Here is a 19,532-nt window from a genome sequence, read left to right on the forward strand (position 1 = left end):
AATTAGATAAGGATATAATACTTTCACCAAAATATCTAAATTTTTAAATATCCTACCTATATTATACAACAAAAGCAGTTAAAATCTAAGTTTTTCTGTATTCCAAAGAGTTATAGAAAATATATCTAGATTTGAACTACAAAGTCATATTTTTATTAGGATGTAAAAAATATTATACCATTTTCCAATGAAAAATAACGTATCCTTTGTAATATAAAACTGTAATAAAATATATAGATTAAACTAGTAAATTTTACTCCACATGTAACATATAAAAAGACGCAACACCTAATAGGTATTGCGCCTTTTTCGTATCAATAAAGTTAATCTGAGGAGATGCTTTGTGAAATACACTATGTTATTAACGAATCAGTCGATTAGAATGCTGGGATGATAGCCCCTTTGTAATGTTCTTCAATGAACTTCTTAACTTCTGGAGATTGTAATGCTTTAGCTAATTTTTGGATAGCTGGTTTATTTTCATCACCAGGGTTTACGGAAAGAAGATTTGCATATGGAGAATCTGCTTTTTCTACGAATAAACCATCTTTTGTAGGATTAAGACCTGCCGGCAATGCATAGTTAGCATTGATTACAGCTGCGTCTAAGTCTTGAATGGAACGAGGGATTTGAGCTGCCTCTAACTCTGTAATTTGGATGTTTTTAGGGTTGCTAGTTACATCAAATGGTGTGTTAGTCAAACCAGTTGGGTCTTTCAATGTTACAAGACCTGCACTTTGTAACAATAGAAGTGCACGGGCACTGTTTGTTGGATCAGATGGAATCGCAACTTTTGCGCCATTTGGCAAGTCTTTTAAATCTTTAATTTTTTGAGAGTAAATAGCCAATGGTTCGATGTGAACTGGTGCAAAGCTTACGAAGTTTGTACCATGATCTTTATTGTAGTTATTTTGGTAAGGTACATTTGCAAAGAAGTTTGCATCTACTTCTTTACTGGACAATGCCATATTTGGTTGGATGTAGTCCGTAAATTCAATGATTTGAAGATCTACACCTTCCTTAGCCAATAAAGGCTTAATTTGATTTAAGATTTCAGCATGAGGTACAGGGTTCGCTGCTACCTTTAACACCTCTGCTTTAGAACTACCAGCACTGCTGGAACTTGCGTTATTTGTGGAAGAGCCACAACCACTAATCAATAAGGACGCGCCTAATACGGCTGTCGCTGCTAATGCTAACCATTTTTTCATGTAATCCTCCTATCTACGATGAACACCTGCATCTATTGACGAGGACTCACGCGTATACAACACACGTAGATATTGTAATAAATTTATATTTTCTTATTCATGTATCTACATTTAATTATTTAATAAATTCGATGTTGTAAGTATAGCAATTTAAATCCTACTTGCATAATAGATTTTATATATTAATCTTTATAACTAAAATCTATAGCAAGGATAAAATAATAACGTTTAACTATACCAAGCAAATAAAAACGGTACTAAGATGATTTCCCGTACTACTAGGTAATATACCTAATAGCTAAAATCAAACTTAGTACCGTTATAAATGTCGCTCTATATAATAAACAATCTAATCAAAATCAAAAAGATCAAATTATAAAGTTGACGTTGTTTGCTCAATAGAAATAGTTACAGGTGCTGATAACTTAGCCTCCAACCAAGCTTTTATTCGTTTCGAGTCTACATCAGATACACTAGACGTGGTACGGATAATCACTATATAACGACTCGCTTTAGCCTGTTCAAGATTATCTATCAAAGGCATGCCTTCCACTTTGCTTACAAACGGGAATAACGCCTTTGCTTCAGCTTCTGTCGTTTTCATAGTGTTTATAGTTTCACTTACTAGTTGATAAGTCGGCTGGTACAGATTACTCAAGTTTTTATATTTTTCAAGATTTTCCGAATATTTATTCAAGTTCGTCTTATCCATAGTAGATTTATTCTCATCTACGCTATTAACAAATCGCAATGTATAAGGCTGCAAATACTCATCTTTCTGTAACTTATCATCCAACTGGGATTGCTCCTCCGAAGTCACAGGAGCGCCTATAACTACTATGTCTACTAGCTTATTTACTCGATCCAATGAATAATTAATCACTTGTCGACGTCCATCTTGATTAATATCGTTTTTAATAAACTGCTCTATATGATTTGACTCAGAATACTTAACGATCATATCATAGCCTCCATAAATACTTGGTATAGCCATAATAAGACCGATCACAAGAAATATTAGCTGATTACGACGAATAAGCTCTTCTGCTTGTTTATGGGATGGCAAACTATATACACCCTTTAAAACAATAAATGATGCAACGAAGATGAAAAATGCATTTATAAAGAATAGATAGCCAGCCCCAAAGAAATAGTTCCAATTTCCATTAGCAAGTCCATATCCTGCCGTACATAGTGGTGGCATAAGTGCAGTCGCAATCGCAACCCCTGGTATAACATTATCTAAAGTCTTACGCGTTTGCCCAATAATCCCGGCTAGCCCACCAAATATAGCAATAAATACATCAAAAATATTCGGTTCTGTGCGCGCTAACAGTTCAGATGTAGCCGTCTGAACGGGGGAAATATAAAAATACAAAGTAGATGCTAAAACAGCAATCGTAATCTGTAAGGACAATCTTAAAATAGCACTTTTTGCAACTGTAAAATTAAGCGTAGCGAAGCCAAAACCAGTTGCTAAAATAGGTCCCATCAACGGCGATATAAGCATAGCACCAATAATAACTGCCGTACTATTCATATTCAACCCAATAGAGGCAATAAACATGGAGAGAATCAGGATAACTAAAGCAGGTCCCTTAATCTTAGCCCCACCTATCAGTCTTTTAGCGATAGTTGCATCATCAGCTCGCTCAAAATGTATATCAAAGTATTTATTTATTTCCATTCGTCCTCCTTATAATTTCATCAAATCAGCAAAGGTGCCTACATGTACAAACATATGCTGTGTCGTTTTGAGCATTTGTACCATCAAGATGGCTCCTGTGCCTTCCCCCATCGACATTTGGGCTTGAATAGGAACCATGTCTTGTGTAATACCTACCTCAGCTAAAGCTAGCTCTGTTCCTTTTTCACGAGAGTTATGAGATGGCAATGCATAATCCTTAACACGAGCATTCATGTGTACTGCGCAAGCTGCTGCTACAGACGTAATAAAGCCGTCAATGACAAAAGGCTTTTTAAACTCTACACAAGCCAGCATAGCCCCAAGGATAGCAGCAATATCAAAGCCTCCTACATGAGCTACGATTTTACAAACTCGGTCAGGCTCATGTTCAGAAACTATATTGTTCTTATGATGCTCTAAAACAGACCGAACAAAATCAATTTTACGCTTCATCAGCTCTGGTTTATCTGGCCAAGAACCAGGTCCTACGGTTTCCGTCGGATCAGCTCCAATTAATGCAGACAACACACACGCAGAGGTTGTTGTATTCCCTAAACCCATTTCACCAAAGGAGAACAGATTGATTCCTTGTTCTACATAATGTTGAGCCCGTTCATATCCAGCTTGAAAGGCACGATTAAACTCATCCTCGGTCATCGCAGGATGGTTCAAAATATTCTTTGTCCCCTTTGCTACTTTGCGATTCACACCAATACCATCATCTGAGGCAATGCCTACATCGACGACCTCATAAGGAATATTATTGAAGTTGCAAAACTGTGTTGCAGCTGAACGACCAAGTAACATATTGCGAGACTGCTTTTGGGTCACCTCGTAGTTATAGCCTACATAGCCTTCCATGTTACAACCATTATCGGCAGAAAATATGATATGCTGTGGTCGGATTTCGCCATTAATCTCGCCCCATGCCGTGCAAATCTTACGGAAATACATTTCCCATAAACCAAGACCACCTGGGATGAGGCATTTCGCTTGAAGAAATTTATTTAATTGTTTCTCTATCGGTCTTACTGAGTTATCTTTCATTCTATTTTCTAGTCCGTACGTAATGTGCCGACTAGCCTTCTATTAATTCGATATTATTCTATATGAAAGTATATCATAAAATATATGGCTAGTAATGTACCTATTTTTAGGTTTTTGAAAGTCATGTGTAAAGGTTTTATATATCGTTACTTTGAATACATTAAAAGCTTGTATCGACAAAGGTAATTCTGCTTTTAATATAAAGTTATGTTCAAACAAAAAAGGTTATCCCTTACAGGATAACCTTTTATTTGAACTATATTTAGGATACATGATATATCTCTCGTAAATTTATTAAGTTACTTAATTTAAGCACCTTGGAATTGAGGCATATCATCCCCGCTAGAGTCGTCCAATTTATCTTGAAGGTCATGGTCAACCATAGCGCATACAGATGCATCAGACCATACGTTTTCAGCGGTTTCAATCATGTCGATAATCGTATAGATTGGCAAGATGATACCGAGCAAGCCGATTGGTGCTCCGATGGAGCTCATCAAGGACAAGGTCAAGAAATAGCAGCCCATTGGAACGCCTGCATTACCAATAGCAGCGAGAACGGCAATAAACAACCAGGCTAGCATTGTGCCAATCGTTAATTCCATGCCAGCATTTTGCATTACGAATAAGGATGTAACAAGAATGAAAGCAGCACAGCCATTCATGTTAATTGTTGTACAAATTGGCAATACAAAACGAGCTACTGCAGGATGCGCTTTCAAATTATCCTCAGCAGATGCCAATGTAACAGGCAAAGTTGCTGCAGAAGATTTTGTGAACAACGCAACAGCTACGGCTGGAGACATTTTACGGAATACGTCTAGAGGGTTTAAACCACGGAATAACAAGAACAATGGAATTACGATAAAAAATTGGATTAAGTTACCGCCGATAACAACAGCCGTATATTTACCTAAGGCACCAACAATGACACCTGCTTCGATCTGTGCAGATAATTGACCTGCAAAGGCGAGGATACCGATTGGCAATACATAAAGTAATGCTTTAATCAATGTAAATAGTAATTCTTGTAAACCGAATAAGACTTTCAACACCGCTTCGCGATTTTCAGTGCGTGGCATGAACGCAAAGGCTAAACCAACGGAAGCAGAAATAAACATTACAGACAATACATTGGCTTGTAAGTATGGTTGCAAGATATTGTTTGGAATAACAGATAAGAAATGATCGTAATACGTAATATTGCCAAGTTTTTCAGGCACTTGAGCCGCACCGGCACCGATTACATCAAGTGGTAAATTACCTGGTGCAATCCACAGGAATAAGCCAAGTCCTACAGCTGCTGCACAAACTGTAGTAAGTAATGTATACACTACGGCATGACCAAAGATGCGACCTGTGTCCTTTTTAGCACCTAGCATAGATAATGTAGTAATAACCGCTAAAGACACTGTTGGAATCGCAATGAATTGGAACAAGCGAGTAAAGACTGCTGCAATAAAATTAAAGAGCTCATTTAGCGCTGGAATGTGTTGCCATCCTAAGATAGCGCCTATGATGAGAGCCCCCATCCATAAAATGAACTGACGCAATTTTCCTTGTCCACGACTTTTCAAGGTAATCTCTTGCGCTAGGGCATCCACATTTTTATTTTTTTGATCTGCCATAATAACACCTCTCTACAAACTAAACTATATGAGACTATAAAAAGAAACCCCAGCCCTAAGGGCTGGGATAATAGTTAAATCCTAGTCTCTTGTTAAAACATATTATAAAGATATGTTTTAACACTGTCAAACCAAAATAATTTAATATATAGATTAATATATTCAATTAATGCGTCACTATAAAATCATAGAAGACAACACGAGTACGATCAGGGCTAAACAAAAAATAAATCACATACGGATCAATTCCACTCTCTCTGTGTAGAACATAAACCGTATAGCCATAGGTAGGAACTCGTTCAAGTTGATAATATCCACCTGCTAGTTGACGACCATATAGAAGCCACACAAATAAGTTCCACTTTGTATAATCCTCAATTAAAAGGTCATAAGTGCTTTGTATATCCCCTTTTGGAAAAATAGAGTCTGCCACAGACTTATATGTGCCCTCCTTAAATAACTCCGGTGTAATAACTACGCCAGGTGCTGAGGATTCGGCAACAGTTTTCTCAAATTCTTTTACAACTTCTGGGTTACCTTCAAAAACAATAGTGGTTGTGAAATCATAAAAACTTTCTATTGTTCCCCTTGAAGATATAGGATGCAATCCTTTCGGCACTATATCAGGGTCTCTAAAATGATCTGGCAATACTGTTGCATTTACTGGCCATCTTTGTTTCCATCTTGATACATCATTAACTTCACTCCCAAAAAGAATCTCATATATAAACATAGACATTAATAATAAAGGTACTGCTACAACCAATGTGCACCAAGCATATAAAATGTGTTTCTTCGGTAATGTTAAATGATAAAAGTAGTAATAAAACTGTATTCTTATTGATAGTACTAAGATTACACCTACAATTACAAACCATAGTCCTGGCAATTGAACATATGCATTTTCCCAAAGGAAAAAGGCAAAGAATACGATTGATAGAATAATATGTTTACCACAAGGAGGGCCTATTAGCATTTGTAAAAGTTTAATAAATCGATTCACAATATATAATCCTTACTTAGACTGATAAAACACAGCCCGTGTACCATCATTACTAATCAAAAGTTCCACAAAATGAGGCCTTTTAGTATTCCCATCATCTACAAACACATATAATCTATGATTTCGAGTAGAATTATATGTATCCTTTACTACTGTTTTTGTTTCTTTTCGAGGTGCAAAGCGCAACCACTCTATAAAATTCCGTTGTGGCAAATTTAAAGATTCTTCTTCTATACTTTCTATAATGTTATAGCTATTTGGGTGAGATATAAAGCGCTTTTTCTCCCCAGTGTCTAAATCACGCAATACACCATCCGCATCAATTTGCGCTGTATAAGCTGCATTTTGCTTAGCTATCGCTTCATATTGTGCAATTACTTTTGGGTCCCCCTCCAATACCGTATATCTCTCTGGATATGCATTAGCCCAAGCTAAACTACTACGAAAAGCAGACGCATTATAAATACCTTCTGGAAGTTTTTCTGGCCGTTTTAACCCCTCCGGCAATTCTTCACTATTGGGCCATCCTTGATTCCAATCCTTTGTGCTATACTCGAAAGAATCAAATTGATCAAGGCTTGTTTGCAAATCGTACTTAAACCAATCGCCTATTAGCCAAGAAAAACTGAGAGTAAACGCTATATTCAAGCACCAGGCCAATTGAGTATGCCTTTTTTCAGATATAGACTGTTTCTTAAAACGAATATATTGTAATAATAAACTCAATAGTATGGTTACACCAAACACAATGTATGTAATAGGTGCTAAGTTAAAAAGTGTCACTACAATAACACACAGCACACATAACATAACTGTTAATAGGCCATAAAATCCTTGAAACAAAACTCTCTCCTTTTATGACAACACTTAAAACATCTTTTTATACAACACTTCTATATCTTCACGGCTAATTTCAGCCATTGTATTAGCAATATTCCCTGTAGCTACGACGTATACGTTATCGACGAGCCAAGGGATGTCTTTTTTCGTAAAGCCTAGTTCTGTAAGGTTTGTGGTAAGGTCTAATTCATGAACGATTAAACGTAGTGCTTCACCCAGTTCGGAGCCATCTCCATGGTTGAATATACGAGCTAAGGCACCAAACTTATCAGGGTTTGCACTCCATGTATATTCCACTGCAACAGGTTCAATAACGGCAAGGCCTACACCGTGGGTAATATCCTTAAGCCCACTAGCAGGATGTTCCATGCCATGAGCAAGTGTTACACCGGCGGTATTAATAACCATACCTCCAATTGTGCTAGACAATGTAATGGACTCCCAAGCTTTTGTAAGTTGAGTTTCGTTGAGAACAGCTGATTTGCCTTCAGTCATTGCTTTCACATGTTTATATAGAGGCACAAGATATTGTGCTAACAAAGTTACAGCATAATGAGCTAATGCATCGGTAAAAGGTTGCGCTGTTTTAGATGTATAGGCCTCAATATTATGACATAGTGCATCAAAACCTACAGATGCCAATACATGAGGCGGCATTGTGCCCATCACTGCGGGATCTACAATAGATACCTTCGGCACGATGGCATTACATCGCAAGGATTTCTTGTCTCCCGTTTCAGGGTTCGTAAGCACCCCGAAACCATTGCCTTCAGAACCTGTACCACAGGTTGTGGGAATTACAATTAGAGGCAACGCCTTATCACTGGTTTTACGGTTAAAGATATAGTCGTTAATGTCACCATCGTTAACGGCCATAAATGCAATGCCTTTTGCACAGTCCATGATGGAACCTCCACCAATGGCAATGACCATATCACAGCGTTCAGATTTAGCCAAATTAGCGCCAGTTAAAGCGGTAGTAGTTAAAGGATTTGCATCCACTTGATCAAAGAGGACGTGGTCAATATGAGCACCCTCAAGTTTCGCCACCACACGGTCATATAGACCAGATTTTTTGGCACTCGTACGCCCCGTTACGATGAGCGCCTTTTTGCCATAGGGCTTAACAAAATCAGCAATACTGTCGACTTTATCCCACCCAAATTGGATATGTACTGGTAAAAAATAAGAGAACTCCATGTGAACGACCTCTTTTCTATAAATACTAGTTCTTAATGTTATTGTAATGTATATTCAGACGCCTGTAAAACCTCATAGGACTTTCACCAGAAAACATGTATACTACATATAAGAGGGGTCATTTATTTTATAGAGGGAGAGAATCTATGAAATCTGCAATTAAACATTTATGGTCTTCGCTGCGAGACCTAGCAACGCAGTCACCTATATTGCTAATATTAATCGCCGTATTTTCATGTACACCATTATATATTGAGCAAGATTGGTTTTCTGATATAGACCTTGGGTTGTACACTCTGTATTTCTTCATCGTCATACTGGAAACATATATAATGCGAGATCGAAAGTTCTCCATCATATATACTTTATTAAGTATTGGCATCAGCGTTGGTCTATATACGATTCACGAAACGTACCATCACATACGAGGCATCGAGTTAGCCACAGAAAACATATCATACCTATGGCTGTACTCTATGATTGCGCTGTACTTTACGTCACCTGGTGAACACTACATCGGCGAAATCATCAACCGCATAAAACGGATTGGTATCACCATTGTTACATCAACACTGTACAATGTAGTCATAGTCATGACCTTGTGGTTCTTTTTCATCATTTTGGACAAACCATTCACCTTTGACGATTTAATCTTTAAAATTCTGGCGTCTATTAACATTTTTATCTGTATGTCTATGCTATGTACTTATAAAGAGGATCCAGAAGGACCGCCAGAACCAAATGCATTCTTTAATATTGTTTTTGGTCTCATATTACCAAAGGCGTCCATCATTACAGGCATTCTTGCTAATATCTACTTGGTATTAATCCTCTTAGGCCTCCGTGAAGATTCACGCTTTCTTTACACATACTATCCATATGTAGCCATTTTCTATCTATTTTATTTGGCTAGTTTCAGGTCTAGTGAAAGTAGCCGAACGCAAAAGATTCTATGCTTCTTATTTATTACAATTACAATATTGTGCTTAATCCTGATTGGCAAGCGCGTAATAAATGAGCCTTTACTCTGGCTCAATACGATTTATGTGGCCGCATTTAATCTAATCTTCTTAGCACATAACGTATATTCCTTTGTAAAGCGTTTAACTCCGTCGGTCCATACAACGATTATGGCTCTCGCCCTAGGCGCAGTCCTTTTAATGCCATCCATTGGTTACACGTCCCATCGAGAGTTTACAAACTATACGAAAATTGATGGTCAATGGCACGTATACTTACCTATTGTAGAAACATTTGATCCTGATTTCACAGACTATGGCAGAACGATTATACAGCGAGATCCATCAAAACCAGGAGCAACTGAAATATATAAGGAAAGAAATATTCAGTTTATCAGCTTTACGGCCGTTGAAGAACCACATGTTATTTCGCTTGTAGGATATGATAAATTCATTTCTAACATCGAATTAGAAGTACGTGAACCAGCTGATAGTACAGCTGACATACCAACAGCGTCATATGAATCTATCAACTTTAGATTCATCAATGAAGGGCTTGATTTAGAGGTATCTCTACCAAATGGCGTGACCGAGGTTCATCATATATATGAAAAATTCCTCACTGTGCCAAAAACAGCTTCAGATTCAGTCATTATAGAAGGCACGGAATACAAACTCTTAATCCACTCCTACTATGCATATCAAGATAGCGCACGAAGAATTATTTTTAGCGTGTTATATAATTAATAACGTATTATATACTTAATTATGAAAGCAGTTTATATACTTAATTATGAAAGCAGTACCCTTAGGGGTACTGCTTTTATTTGTATATAAATAATTAATGATTTGATGATATATTATCCAGATTTACAATTACGTTAAAACAGTACTATCCATTTTCTATTCTAAAAAGAGATATATTATTCATAGTTTTCATATATCACCTCTCTATACAGTAATATAAAGCATCTTCAGCTATATCGACATTTTTTGTGAAACTATATTAAAAATTTTCCAAATGTCAATATTGAATATATAGAATTTTTTCGCTATAATCGTAACATAATGTATAAGCTAGATAAGAAAACTACCATATATAGTAGTTTTCTTATTTTTCTGATTAGACTCAACTTAAAGATAATTTATATATTTCATTCTAATCTTATATATGCTTATACAACTAAATTAACAGTTTTATGACTTTTAGCTCTCAAGGGGAACAGTAATGGAGATTATGATCAAGAAACGGGATGGCCATTTCGAGCCGTTGTCCGTTGAAAAAACGAAACGAATGATAGCCTTCGCATGTTTGGGGTTAGATTCTTGTGATCCACTAGAATTGGAAATGGATGCGAAATTACAATTCGTTGATGGCATGACTACTAAAGAAATTCAAAAAACTTTAGTCCAAACAGCTATCGAAAAAGTTATATCTAAAAAAGACGACGGCTTCGGCAACCAAGTTAATAAAATGAACCAAGATTGGCAGTTCGTAGCAGCCCGCCTATTCTTGTTCGATCTCTATAAAGAAGCCGCTATTACTCGTCGTTACAAAGCATTTGGCTACGGCAACTTTCCAAATCTTGTAAACATGCTTGTAGAAGAGAAAAAATACGCTGACTTCTTCGTTACAGAATACACCGCTGACGAATTGCAAGAATTAGGCGATTACATCAAACCTAAGCGCGACTATCTCTTCAACTATGAAGGTCTCAAATTATTGGCTGACCGTTACTTGGTAAAAGGCTTCAACAAAGAAATCTTTGAATTACCTCAAGAACGTTTTATGGCTATCGCAATGCACTTGGCTCTTGTAGAAGGGGAAAACAAAGTAGAATACGCTAAGAAATTCTACGATTTGATGAGCCAATTAAAAATGACAACAGCTACACCTACTTTGGCAAATGCGGGTACACCATTCCACCAATTGTCCTCTTGCTTTATCTCTGGTGTAGACGACAATTTATGGTCTATCTACGACGTAAATAGCAAGTTCTCGCGCGTATCTAAACACGGTGGTGCTCTTGGTATCTACCTTGGTAAAGTTCGTGCATTGAACTCCGATATCCGCGGTTTCAAAAACTCCTCTGGCGGCGTTATTCCTTGGATCCGCTTGTACAATGATACAGCTGTTGCAGTAGACCAATTGGGTAAACGTAAAGGCGGTGCTACAGTAACGCTTGATATTTGGCACAAAGACTTCTACGAATTCGTAGAGCTTCGTACAAACAACGGTGATGACCGCCGCAAAGCGCACGATATCTTCCCTGCTATTTCGGTTCCGAACATCTTCATGGAACGTATGTTAGCTCGTGAAAACTTCACCCTCTTCGACCCTCATGAAATATTAGCTGTAAAAGGCTACTCTTTAGAGGACTACTTCGATACAGAGGACGAAAAAGAGTTCACAAAACGCTATATCGAATGTGAACAAGATCCTAATTTACACGGCATCGAAGTGCCAGCGTTGGACATGATGAAAAAAATCATGCGCTCCGCTGTTGAAACTGGTACGCCATTTATCTTCTTCCGCGACACTGTAAACGCTGCAAATCCTAACAAACATGCAGGTATGATCTACGCATCCAACTTGTGCCACGAAATTGCACAAAATGTTGGCTTCACTAATCTTGCTGAAGAAATCATCAACGAAGACGGTACAATTACTACTAAAACAAATACAGGCGACATGGTTACATGTAACTTGAACTCCATTAGCCTTGGTCGCATTACAGATGAAGAATTAGAAGAAAACATTGCCCTTCAAATTCGTATGTTAGACAATGTTATTTCCATCAACCAAGCGCCAGTGCCAGAGTCTCGCATGACTTCTGATAAATACCGTGCTATCGGTCTTGGTACGTCTGGTTATCACCACTATCTCGTAAACCATGATATCCAATGGGAGTCCGATGAGCACATCGAAGTAGCGGACAAATTATTTGAAAACATCGCATTCTATGCGATTAAAGCGTCTATGGAGCTTGCTAAAGAAAAAGGCGCGTACCCAGCATTCAAAGGTTCCGAATGGGAAACTGGTGAATATTTCACTCGTCGTGGTTACACATCTGATCGTTGGAAACAATTGGCTGCGGACGTTGCAAAATACGGTATCCGCAACGGTTACTTGATGGCCGTAGCTCCTACAGGTTCTACATCCAACATCGCTAATACAACAGCTGGTATCGACCCTATCTTCAAAAAATTCTTCATCGAAGAAAAGAAAGGTTCTTTCACACCAAAAACGGCACCAGATTTGAACGACAAAACATTCTGGCTCTACAAAGAGGCACATACAATCGACCAACAATGGTCCATCAAAGCTTGTGGTGTGCGTCAACGTCATATTGACCAAGCACAATCTTTCAACTTATACATCACGCCTCAAATGAAAGCGAAAGAAATTCTTGACCTTTACGTAGAAGCCTACAAACAAGGGATCAAAACAATCTACTATATCCGTAATCAATCCCTTGAAATGGATGAATGCACAAGCTGTTCCTCCTAATATAGGATAGATACACGCTACATTCTATAATACAATTTAAGCTATGGTAAAAGTTAACGATATCATTGCCATAGTTTACAAAAAATATGCTCTATAACTAGAGAGCACTAAACTCGGGAAAGATACTTTCACGAACAATGTAAATCTGATGACGACCTATAGAAGTATAGGTCGCATCATAGCATAAAGGAGTCCTACTATGGATAAAAAACTGATTTTTAATGAAAAAGGTGACCGTGGCACTCAATCTATGATTGGCGGTAATACTACCAACCTTCGCGAGTGGAATCGTATCAAGTACGACTGGGCAAACCAAATGTACCGTACGATGCTCAACAACTTCTGGATTCCGGAAGAAATTTCCTTGAACGAAGACGTTAAACAATTCCCATATTTAACAGATTATGAACGTCGTGCCTTTGATAAAATTATTGCGTTCTTGAACTTCCTTGATTCTATTCAATCCGAAAACTTACCTAACTTGAGCCGCTATATTACAGCTTCTGAAGTCGCATCCCTTTTGAATATTCAAACATTCCAAGAGGAAATTCACGCTCAAAGTTATTCCTACATTTTGGATACTGTAACAAATCCGATTACACGTGACAAAATCTATGACGAATGGCGTACAGATAAAACATTGCTTGAACGTAACCGTTTCATCGCCGATGCGTACCAACGTTTCAGCGATGATCCTAGCGAAGCAAATCTAATTCATACAATCATCGCTAACTATATCTTAGAAGGCATCTACTTCTACTCTGGATTTAGCTTCTTCTACACCTTGGCACGCCAAGGCAAGATGACAGCTACATCCACTATCTTCAAATATATCAATCGCGATGAAGTAACTCACCTTGTATTGTTCCAAAACATCATTCGTGAGTTACGCCGTGAACGCCCTGATTTGTTCACTCCAGAACTAGAAGCGAAAATTACGGACATGATTCGTCAAGGTACAGAAAACGAGATTGCCTGGGGTCAATACATCACTGACGATAAAATCCTCGGCCTTAACAACGTTCTTATCGAACGCTACATCAAATACCTTGCAAACATCCGCTTAGAAGCGATTGGTTTACCTCATTTGTATCCTGAAATCAAGGATAATCCAATGGAATGGATTGAAAGCTTCTCCAACTTGAATAGTACAAAAACGGACTTCTTCGAAGCAAAAGTGACGAACTATACAAAAGCAGCGGCATTTGATTTTGACGATTTAGAGTAGAGTGCCATCACACAACACAATATCTAGGGACCTACGTCCCAATAGAAAAGAGCTGATAGCTATAACGCTACCAGCTCTTTTTTCATGATTATTTAAAGTTTTATGTTACATAGAATTACTATTTCATCAACACTGAAATTCTTTATTTCAGCGTATATGTAGTAAAAAAATATAGCCCCCAAACGCCACCCTCGTTTGCACAGTCGACACATGGTAATACATTGTAAATTGTATCAATACATTTGTGCGCAAATAGGCCTACGCTGTAGTTTTTCATTCGCCCCATGAATGTATTCATAAAACGCTTGGTAAAAGCAAAAGGTTTTGTGTCCACCCTGTTTCAAACTACCAACTATATTAGCTTTCAATCAATTCAGTTGTCCAGTTAGCAGACTGTAATAGATTGTCTAATAAACGAACTTGTTTTGCGATGTGATCAGCTTCTTTTTGGATATCTCCAACATTGACGGTCGGTATTAACTTGATTTCAGACCCTCTCGCACGAAAATTGATACTACCTGCGCTAGACGCTAATGTTCGATAAGCACTTAGCCGCAACGCAGCACTGTCTTTTTCGGCAATAATTTCGGTAATAGAGCGACCTTCTACAATTGTTTTACAATTTGTTATATTAATGTCTGCAATTAACTTTTGAAGTCTAGTTACACATTGATCTAATGTTTTCAAGAGCTCTTCAGGGTTTTCATTCGGTACCTCCCCTTCTTGCACTAAACTATTTTGAGTTAAGCGAAGCTCTAAATCGCTTATTTTATAATTTAAATCAGATCGTTCTTGTAATGCTTCTGCTAATTTCATGGACTCTCACCTCGTAATAAAAAGTGTATATACAATTCAATTAATATATTCAATACCATGTATTTTCTTATTATAGAGTATCTTATAAAAATTTTCGCATAAAAATATGCGGGCAATCTTCATCAAGGTATTCATCCCCTTCTGCTTTATATCCAAGGGATTCATAGAATGGTCTAGCCTGTACCTGTGCAGATAGACCACAAGTTTTAAATCCTGCTTTGCGAATAGTATTCTCTGCAGCAATCATAATGGTAGCGCCCAATCGTTGCCCTCTAAATTCTCTACGAACCGCTAGACGCCCGATATACGCAGATCCATTTTCTTTACCAGGGAAATATCTGCATGTACCTGCCGCCTTACCATCGATAGATAAGAGAACAAATTTTGCAGTCTCATCAATTTCATCAAACTCTTTTGAAAAGCCTTGTTCTTTCATAAACACATCAATACGAATTTGTTTTATTTCATCAGTAATATGATCTAAGATTTGAATCATCATATGGTACCCTTTCTGCTTCTAAATACATTCGTAAAGATATCAAAACGTATTACAAAAGACCTTTATAAACACCTCAAGAATATTTATAATCATTATATCAAAAGCCTCGTAGTTTTCACAAAAGAAATCATATCTGACTGATTCCCATCACAATTATTTCTAAAATTTACATGAAGTTTACTTTTAAGTATTGCATAATTTTATCATTTGGGTTTATACTATACCCAATATTTTAGAAAGGAGCAACCAAAGATGACTAACCAAATTAGCCTCGCAACAAAACAATATTTTTATTGGTTCTTTATCCAACGTACGGGTAAGGAACTATTTGTGATGCGCTAATTAAGGATTTTTCAATATTAGTTGCTCACAGAATAGTTAAAGGGCTACCCGTATTAGCTTACGGGTAGCCCTTTTTTGTTTGCTATCCGTATGGTAAGCCCTACTATTCACTGTAGTTACAAGGAGGAATTATCATGATTATTACATTGAAACAAAACGCAGCAGCGGAAGAAGTATCCCGTTTACGCGGTGAATTAGAGGCTCAAGGATTCGTTATCCATCCAGTAGAAGGTACTCGATACAATATTCTAGGACTTATCGGTGATACTGCATCTCTTGATGCCCGTCAAATCGAGTCTCTAGATTTCGTAGATAAAGTAACTCGCATTCAAGAGCCATACAAAAAAGCAAACCGCAAATTCCATCCAGATGATTCTGTAATTAATGTTGGGGGTGTCCTCATCGGCGGTGGTCACTTCGCAGTAATGGCCGGTCCTTGCTCCGTGGAAACACCTGAACAAGTATTAGCCACTGCTAAAGCATGTAAAGAAGCTGGTGCTACAATCCTTCGTGGCGGCGCTTTCAAACCTCGTACATCCCCATACTCCTTCCAAGGCATGGGCCCAGAAGGCTTAGAACTATTAGAGCTTGCTAAAAAAGAAACAGGTCTTCCTATCGTATCGGAAGTAATGGATATCTCCCAATTACAATACTTTGATAATGTAGATATGCTTCAAATCGGTGCTCGCAACATGCAAAACTTCACGCTTTTAAAAGAGGTCGGCAAATTAAATAAACCAGTTCTTTTAAAACGTGGTTTATCTGCAACATACGAAGAATGGTTGATGGCTGCTGAGTACATCATGTCCGAAGGCAATGAACAAATTGTATTATGCGAACGGGGTATCCGCACATTCGAAACTAAAACTCGCAATACCTTAGATGTAACAGCAATTCCTATGATGCATGAATTATCTCACTTGCCAATTATCATGGACCCTAGCCACGCAGCAGGTATGAGCCGCATGGTTCGTCCGCTTTCACTTGCATCCGTAGGCGGCGGTGCAGACGGCCTTATGATTGAAGTTCACAACGATCCAGCCAAAGCATTGTGCGACGGTCCGCAAGCATTACGTCCAGACCAATTCACTAGCCTTATGAAAGAAATTAACGCGTTACGCCAAGCATTGGTAGAATGCACTAAATAATCTTACATATCACACAAATAAGCTAGTATCCGTTATAATAGATACTAGCTTATTCTTTTAAGAAAGGAACCGTTATGACTCGCATCCATATTAACGCGTCTACACCGTATGATGTTGTCATCGAAGAAGGCGCTTTACAACGCATCACCGATTATATTAAACCATTAAAACCAAATTGCCGTGTTATCATCGTCAGCGATAGCAACGTGGCGCCTCACTATTTGGACTCTGTGAAAGCTAATATGGAACATGCGGGTTATGCTGTTTGTGATTATGTTTTCCCTGCTGGTGAAAGCTCCAAAAATGCTCATCAAATCATCGATTTAGTAGAATACATGGCTGCCCAATCATTGACTCGCAAAGACTTGCTCATCGCCCTTGGCGGCGGTGTTGTAGGCGATATGGCGGGCTTTGCGGCAGCGACCTATTTACGTGGTATCGACTATGTTCAGGTTCCTACATCTCTATTAGCCGCAGTAGACTCGTCTGTAGGTGGTAAAACGGCGGTCAATCTCGAAGCCGGCAAAAACCTATGGGGCGCTTTCAAACAACCTATCCTTGTCCTCTGTGATCCAGCTACACTCAATACATTACCTAAAATAGAATGGATTAATGGATGCGGTGAAATTATCAAATACGGTTTCCTCGACGTACCGGGTTTACTCACTCAACTCGAGAATAGACCACTAATTAAACATCGCAGTAGCGTAAGTGGCGTCATTGCGCGCTGCGTACAAGCAAAAGCGGATATCGTAGAACAAGACGAACGCGAGTCTGGCGTACGTGCCCTCCTAAACCTCGGTCATACCTTTGGTCATGGCATCGAAAAAGCGAGTCATTTCGAGGTGCATCACGGTTATGCCGTTTCTATTGGCATGGTGCTCATGGCACAAGGTGCAGTCAAACATGGAGAATTAAATGCGGAGGCTTTAGAGAAATTAAAGAGCCTCATCAAAGCACACGATTTGCCAACCACAACAACGATAAGCAAAGAAGAGATTCTAGCTGCCGCTAAGCACGACAAAAAAAGCGAAGGAGCAACCATTAAAATCGTAGTACCTACTAGCTATGGTCACAGCGAACTCAAGGTAGTAACGCACGAGGAACTTGCTACCTATTTAGATTAAGGAGATTTATATGCATTCTGTAACGAACGCCATTCCTACGGGGACTATCGCGTCCATCCCTGCAAAGGCTCATGCGCACCGTGCGCTGATTTGCGCAGCTCTCGCAAACTCGTCATCTACCATCCTACTGAGCCGCACCTCTAAAGACATCGATGCAACTATGGACTCCTTACGAGGCTTAGGAGCACATATTGTGTATGAAAATAAAGTTGTCACTGTTACACCTGGCCCTGTACCCACAAAGGGCAATGTAGTACCGCACGAATCAGGAACTACATTACGCCTCTTATTGCCTGTGGCGGCCTCTATTTGTAATGAGGTAGCTGTGGAGGCGAAAGGTCGCTTACCAGATCGTCCTTTAGAGCCCATGCTCGGTGAAATGAAAGCTCACGGCGTAACATTCTCCCAAAATAAACCACCATTCACCATGACAGGTCGTCTCCAAGGTGGAGAGTTCGGTATGGTTGGCGATGTGAGTAGCCAATTTTTCTCTGGATTATTATTAGCAGCTCCACAATGTGGAGGCGCTACAATTACATCTACTACGCCACTTCAATCTAGCGACTATGTAACATTGACGACTACGACGATGGCAGACTTTGGCGTAACCGTTGACCATACACCTGCACGTGGCACAGTACAAGAATCCTTTACGGTAGCTGCTAATGCTACTTTTAAAGGTCAAAGTAATTACCAAATCGAAGGCGATTGGTCCAATACAGCGATTTGGATGGTCGCTACCGCTATGACAGGCAAACCTATTACAATTACGGGTATGAACAAGAATTCTGTACAAGCTGACCGCCGCATCATACAAGTTATGATTGATGCCGGTTGTGATGTGGTATGGAATGGCATGAACGTAACCATTACAGGCCGTGCAGTAAAACCAATCCATGCCGACCTCAAACAAATGCCCGATATGTTGCCAGTTATGGCAGCCCTCGCTTGCTCTATCCAAGGTGAAAGCTCCTTTGTTAATGGTGCGCGCCTACGGTTAAAAGAATCCGATCGCCTCGAAGCCGTTGCTAATCTCGTCAGAGATTTAGGAGGCACGATTCGCGAAGATGGTGATGACCTATATATCATCGGTAGTGGTATACTAAAAGGAGGACAAGGTGATTGTGTTAACGACCATCGCCTCGTTATGGCAGGTACATTGATGGCTCTCATCAGTGAAAATCCTGTGATATTAAAAGATAGCGAAGCTATCACAAAATCCTATCCAAACTTCTTTGAGGACTGGAACATGTTAGGTGGCAATGCACAGCAAGTATAGCGTCCTA

The 19,532-nt window shown here is 38.8% G+C and carries 15 protein-coding genes; 6 read left to right on the forward strand and 9 right to left on the reverse strand.

Annotated features, from left to right (window positions below; genetic code table 11):
* Positions 1–377: 377 nt before the first annotated feature.
* The 7 genes from Q0507_RS07175 to Q0507_RS07205 form a co-directional block, all read right to left on the reverse strand.
* Positions 378–1,211 (reverse strand): MetQ/NlpA family ABC transporter substrate-binding protein, encoded by an 834-nt coding sequence (locus Q0507_RS07175; RefSeq protein WP_298714463.1) that lies wholly within the window; start codon positions 1,209–1,211, stop codon positions 378–380.
* A 373-nt stretch (positions 1,212–1,584) separates the two neighbouring features.
* Complete coding sequence (locus Q0507_RS07180; RefSeq protein ID WP_367268459.1) at positions 1,585–2,898, reverse strand: DUF389 domain-containing protein; 1,314 nt, start codon at positions 2,896–2,898, stop codon at positions 1,585–1,587.
* A 9-nt stretch (positions 2,899–2,907) separates the two neighbouring features.
* A complete protein-coding gene (locus Q0507_RS07185) occupies positions 2,908–3,945 on the reverse strand; it encodes a nicotinate-nucleotide--dimethylbenzimidazole phosphoribosyltransferase (protein WP_298714469.1) in 1,038 nt (345 codons plus the stop codon).
* 308 nt (positions 3,946–4,253) lie between these two features.
* Positions 4,254–5,573, reverse strand: a complete 1,320-nt coding sequence (locus Q0507_RS07190) for a dicarboxylate/amino acid:cation symporter (RefSeq protein ID WP_298714472.1) — start codon at positions 5,571–5,573, stop codon at positions 4,254–4,256.
* A gap of 166 nt (positions 5,574–5,739) precedes the next feature.
* Positions 5,740–6,576 (reverse strand): hypothetical protein, encoded by an 837-nt coding sequence (locus Q0507_RS07195; protein WP_298714475.1) that lies wholly within the window; start codon positions 6,574–6,576, stop codon positions 5,740–5,742.
* A gap of 12 nt (positions 6,577–6,588) precedes the next feature.
* Positions 6,589–7,419, reverse strand: coding sequence for a hypothetical protein (locus Q0507_RS07200; protein WP_298714478.1), 831 nt, complete (start codon positions 7,417–7,419; stop codon positions 6,589–6,591).
* Positions 7,420–7,443: 24 nt separating this feature from the next.
* Positions 7,444–8,616, reverse strand: coding sequence for an iron-containing alcohol dehydrogenase (locus tag Q0507_RS07205; RefSeq protein ID WP_298714481.1), 1,173 nt, complete (start codon positions 8,614–8,616; stop codon positions 7,444–7,446).
* A gap of 146 nt (positions 8,617–8,762) precedes the next feature.
* Here Q0507_RS07205 and Q0507_RS07210 point away from each other — a divergent pair, with 146 nt between their 5' ends.
* From Q0507_RS07210 to Q0507_RS07220, 3 genes are all read left to right on the forward strand, one after another.
* On the forward strand, positions 8,763–10,322 hold the full coding sequence (locus Q0507_RS07210) for a hypothetical protein (protein ID WP_298714486.1): 1,560 nt from the start codon (positions 8,763–8,765) through the stop codon (positions 10,320–10,322).
* A gap of 481 nt (positions 10,323–10,803) precedes the next feature.
* Positions 10,804–13,086, forward strand: coding sequence for a ribonucleoside-diphosphate reductase subunit alpha (locus Q0507_RS07215; protein WP_287510971.1), 2,283 nt, complete (start codon positions 10,804–10,806; stop codon positions 13,084–13,086).
* 199 nt (positions 13,087–13,285) lie between these two features.
* Positions 13,286–14,314, forward strand: coding sequence for a ribonucleotide-diphosphate reductase subunit beta (locus Q0507_RS07220; protein WP_060919066.1), 1,029 nt, complete (start codon positions 13,286–13,288; stop codon positions 14,312–14,314).
* 357 nt (positions 14,315–14,671) lie between these two features.
* Here the strand turns inward: Q0507_RS07220 and Q0507_RS07225 are convergent, their stop codons facing one another.
* Both Q0507_RS07225 and Q0507_RS07230 read right to left on the reverse strand, forming a co-directional pair.
* Positions 14,672–15,130, reverse strand: coding sequence for a DIP1984 family protein (locus tag Q0507_RS07225; RefSeq protein WP_215675876.1), 459 nt, complete (start codon positions 15,128–15,130; stop codon positions 14,672–14,674).
* Between the two features lie 82 nt (positions 15,131–15,212).
* The gene (locus Q0507_RS07230) at positions 15,213–15,629 is read right to left on the reverse strand and encodes a GNAT family N-acetyltransferase (RefSeq protein WP_298714491.1); all 417 of its coding nucleotides are present in this window, start codon (positions 15,627–15,629) and stop codon (positions 15,213–15,215) included.
* A gap of 476 nt (positions 15,630–16,105) precedes the next feature.
* On the opposite strand from Q0507_RS07230, the gene aroF reads away from it, so the two are divergent.
* The 3 genes from aroF (at position 16,106) to aroA (ending at position 19,525) form a co-directional block, all read left to right on the forward strand.
* The gene (gene aroF / locus Q0507_RS07235) at positions 16,106–17,119 is read left to right on the forward strand and encodes a 3-deoxy-7-phosphoheptulonate synthase (RefSeq protein WP_008602305.1); all 1,014 of its coding nucleotides are present in this window, start codon (positions 16,106–16,108) and stop codon (positions 17,117–17,119) included.
* A 74-nt stretch (positions 17,120–17,193) separates the two neighbouring features.
* A complete protein-coding gene (gene aroB / locus Q0507_RS07240; RefSeq protein ID WP_298714495.1) occupies positions 17,194–18,246 on the forward strand; it encodes a 3-dehydroquinate synthase in 1,053 nt (350 codons plus the stop codon).
* 10 nt (positions 18,247–18,256) lie between these two features.
* Complete coding sequence (gene aroA / locus Q0507_RS07245; RefSeq protein WP_298714498.1) at positions 18,257–19,525, forward strand: 3-phosphoshikimate 1-carboxyvinyltransferase; 1,269 nt, start codon at positions 18,257–18,259, stop codon at positions 19,523–19,525.
* Positions 19,526–19,532 lie beyond the last annotated feature (7 nt).

The organism is uncultured Veillonella sp. (assembly GCF_938010505.1).
In the GTDB taxonomy this organism is placed as follows: Bacteria; Bacillota; Negativicutes; order Veillonellales; family Veillonellaceae; genus Veillonella.

Bases quoted from the DNA above. Each gene is read 5' to 3' on its own strand.
- Q0507_RS07220 (WP_060919066.1), top strand. From the start codon at position 13,286: ATGGATAAAAAACTGATTTTTAATGAAAAAGGTGACCGTGGCACTCAA.
- Q0507_RS07230 (WP_298714491.1), bottom strand. From the start codon at position 15,629: ATGATGATTCAAATCTTAGATCATATTACTGATGAAATAAAACAAATT.
- Q0507_RS07190 (WP_298714472.1), bottom strand. From the start codon at position 5,573: ATGGCAGATCAAAAAAATAAAAATGTGGATGCCCTAGCGCAAGAGATT.
- Q0507_RS07185 (WP_298714469.1), bottom strand. From the start codon at position 3,945: ATGAAAGATAACTCAGTAAGACCGATAGAGAAACAATTAAATAAATTT.
- Q0507_RS07225 (WP_215675876.1), bottom strand. From the start codon at position 15,130: ATGAAATTAGCAGAAGCATTACAAGAACGATCTGATTTAAATTATAAA.
- Q0507_RS07175 (WP_298714463.1), bottom strand. From the start codon at position 1,211: ATGAAAAAATGGTTAGCATTAGCAGCGACAGCCGTATTAGGCGCGTCC.
- Q0507_RS07215 (WP_287510971.1), top strand. From the start codon at position 10,804: ATGGAGATTATGATCAAGAAACGGGATGGCCATTTCGAGCCGTTGTCC.
- aroB (WP_298714495.1), top strand. From the start codon at position 17,194: ATGACTCGCATCCATATTAACGCGTCTACACCGTATGATGTTGTCATC.
- aroF (WP_008602305.1), top strand. From the start codon at position 16,106: ATGATTATTACATTGAAACAAAACGCAGCAGCGGAAGAAGTATCCCGT.
- Q0507_RS07180 (WP_367268459.1), bottom strand. From the start codon at position 2,898: ATGGAAATAAATAAATACTTTGATATACATTTTGAGCGAGCTGATGAT.
- Q0507_RS07210 (WP_298714486.1), top strand. From the start codon at position 8,763: ATGAAATCTGCAATTAAACATTTATGGTCTTCGCTGCGAGACCTAGCA.
- Q0507_RS07205 (WP_298714481.1), bottom strand. From the start codon at position 8,616: ATGGAGTTCTCTTATTTTTTACCAGTACATATCCAATTTGGGTGGGAT.
- aroA (WP_298714498.1), top strand. From the start codon at position 18,257: ATGCATTCTGTAACGAACGCCATTCCTACGGGGACTATCGCGTCCATC.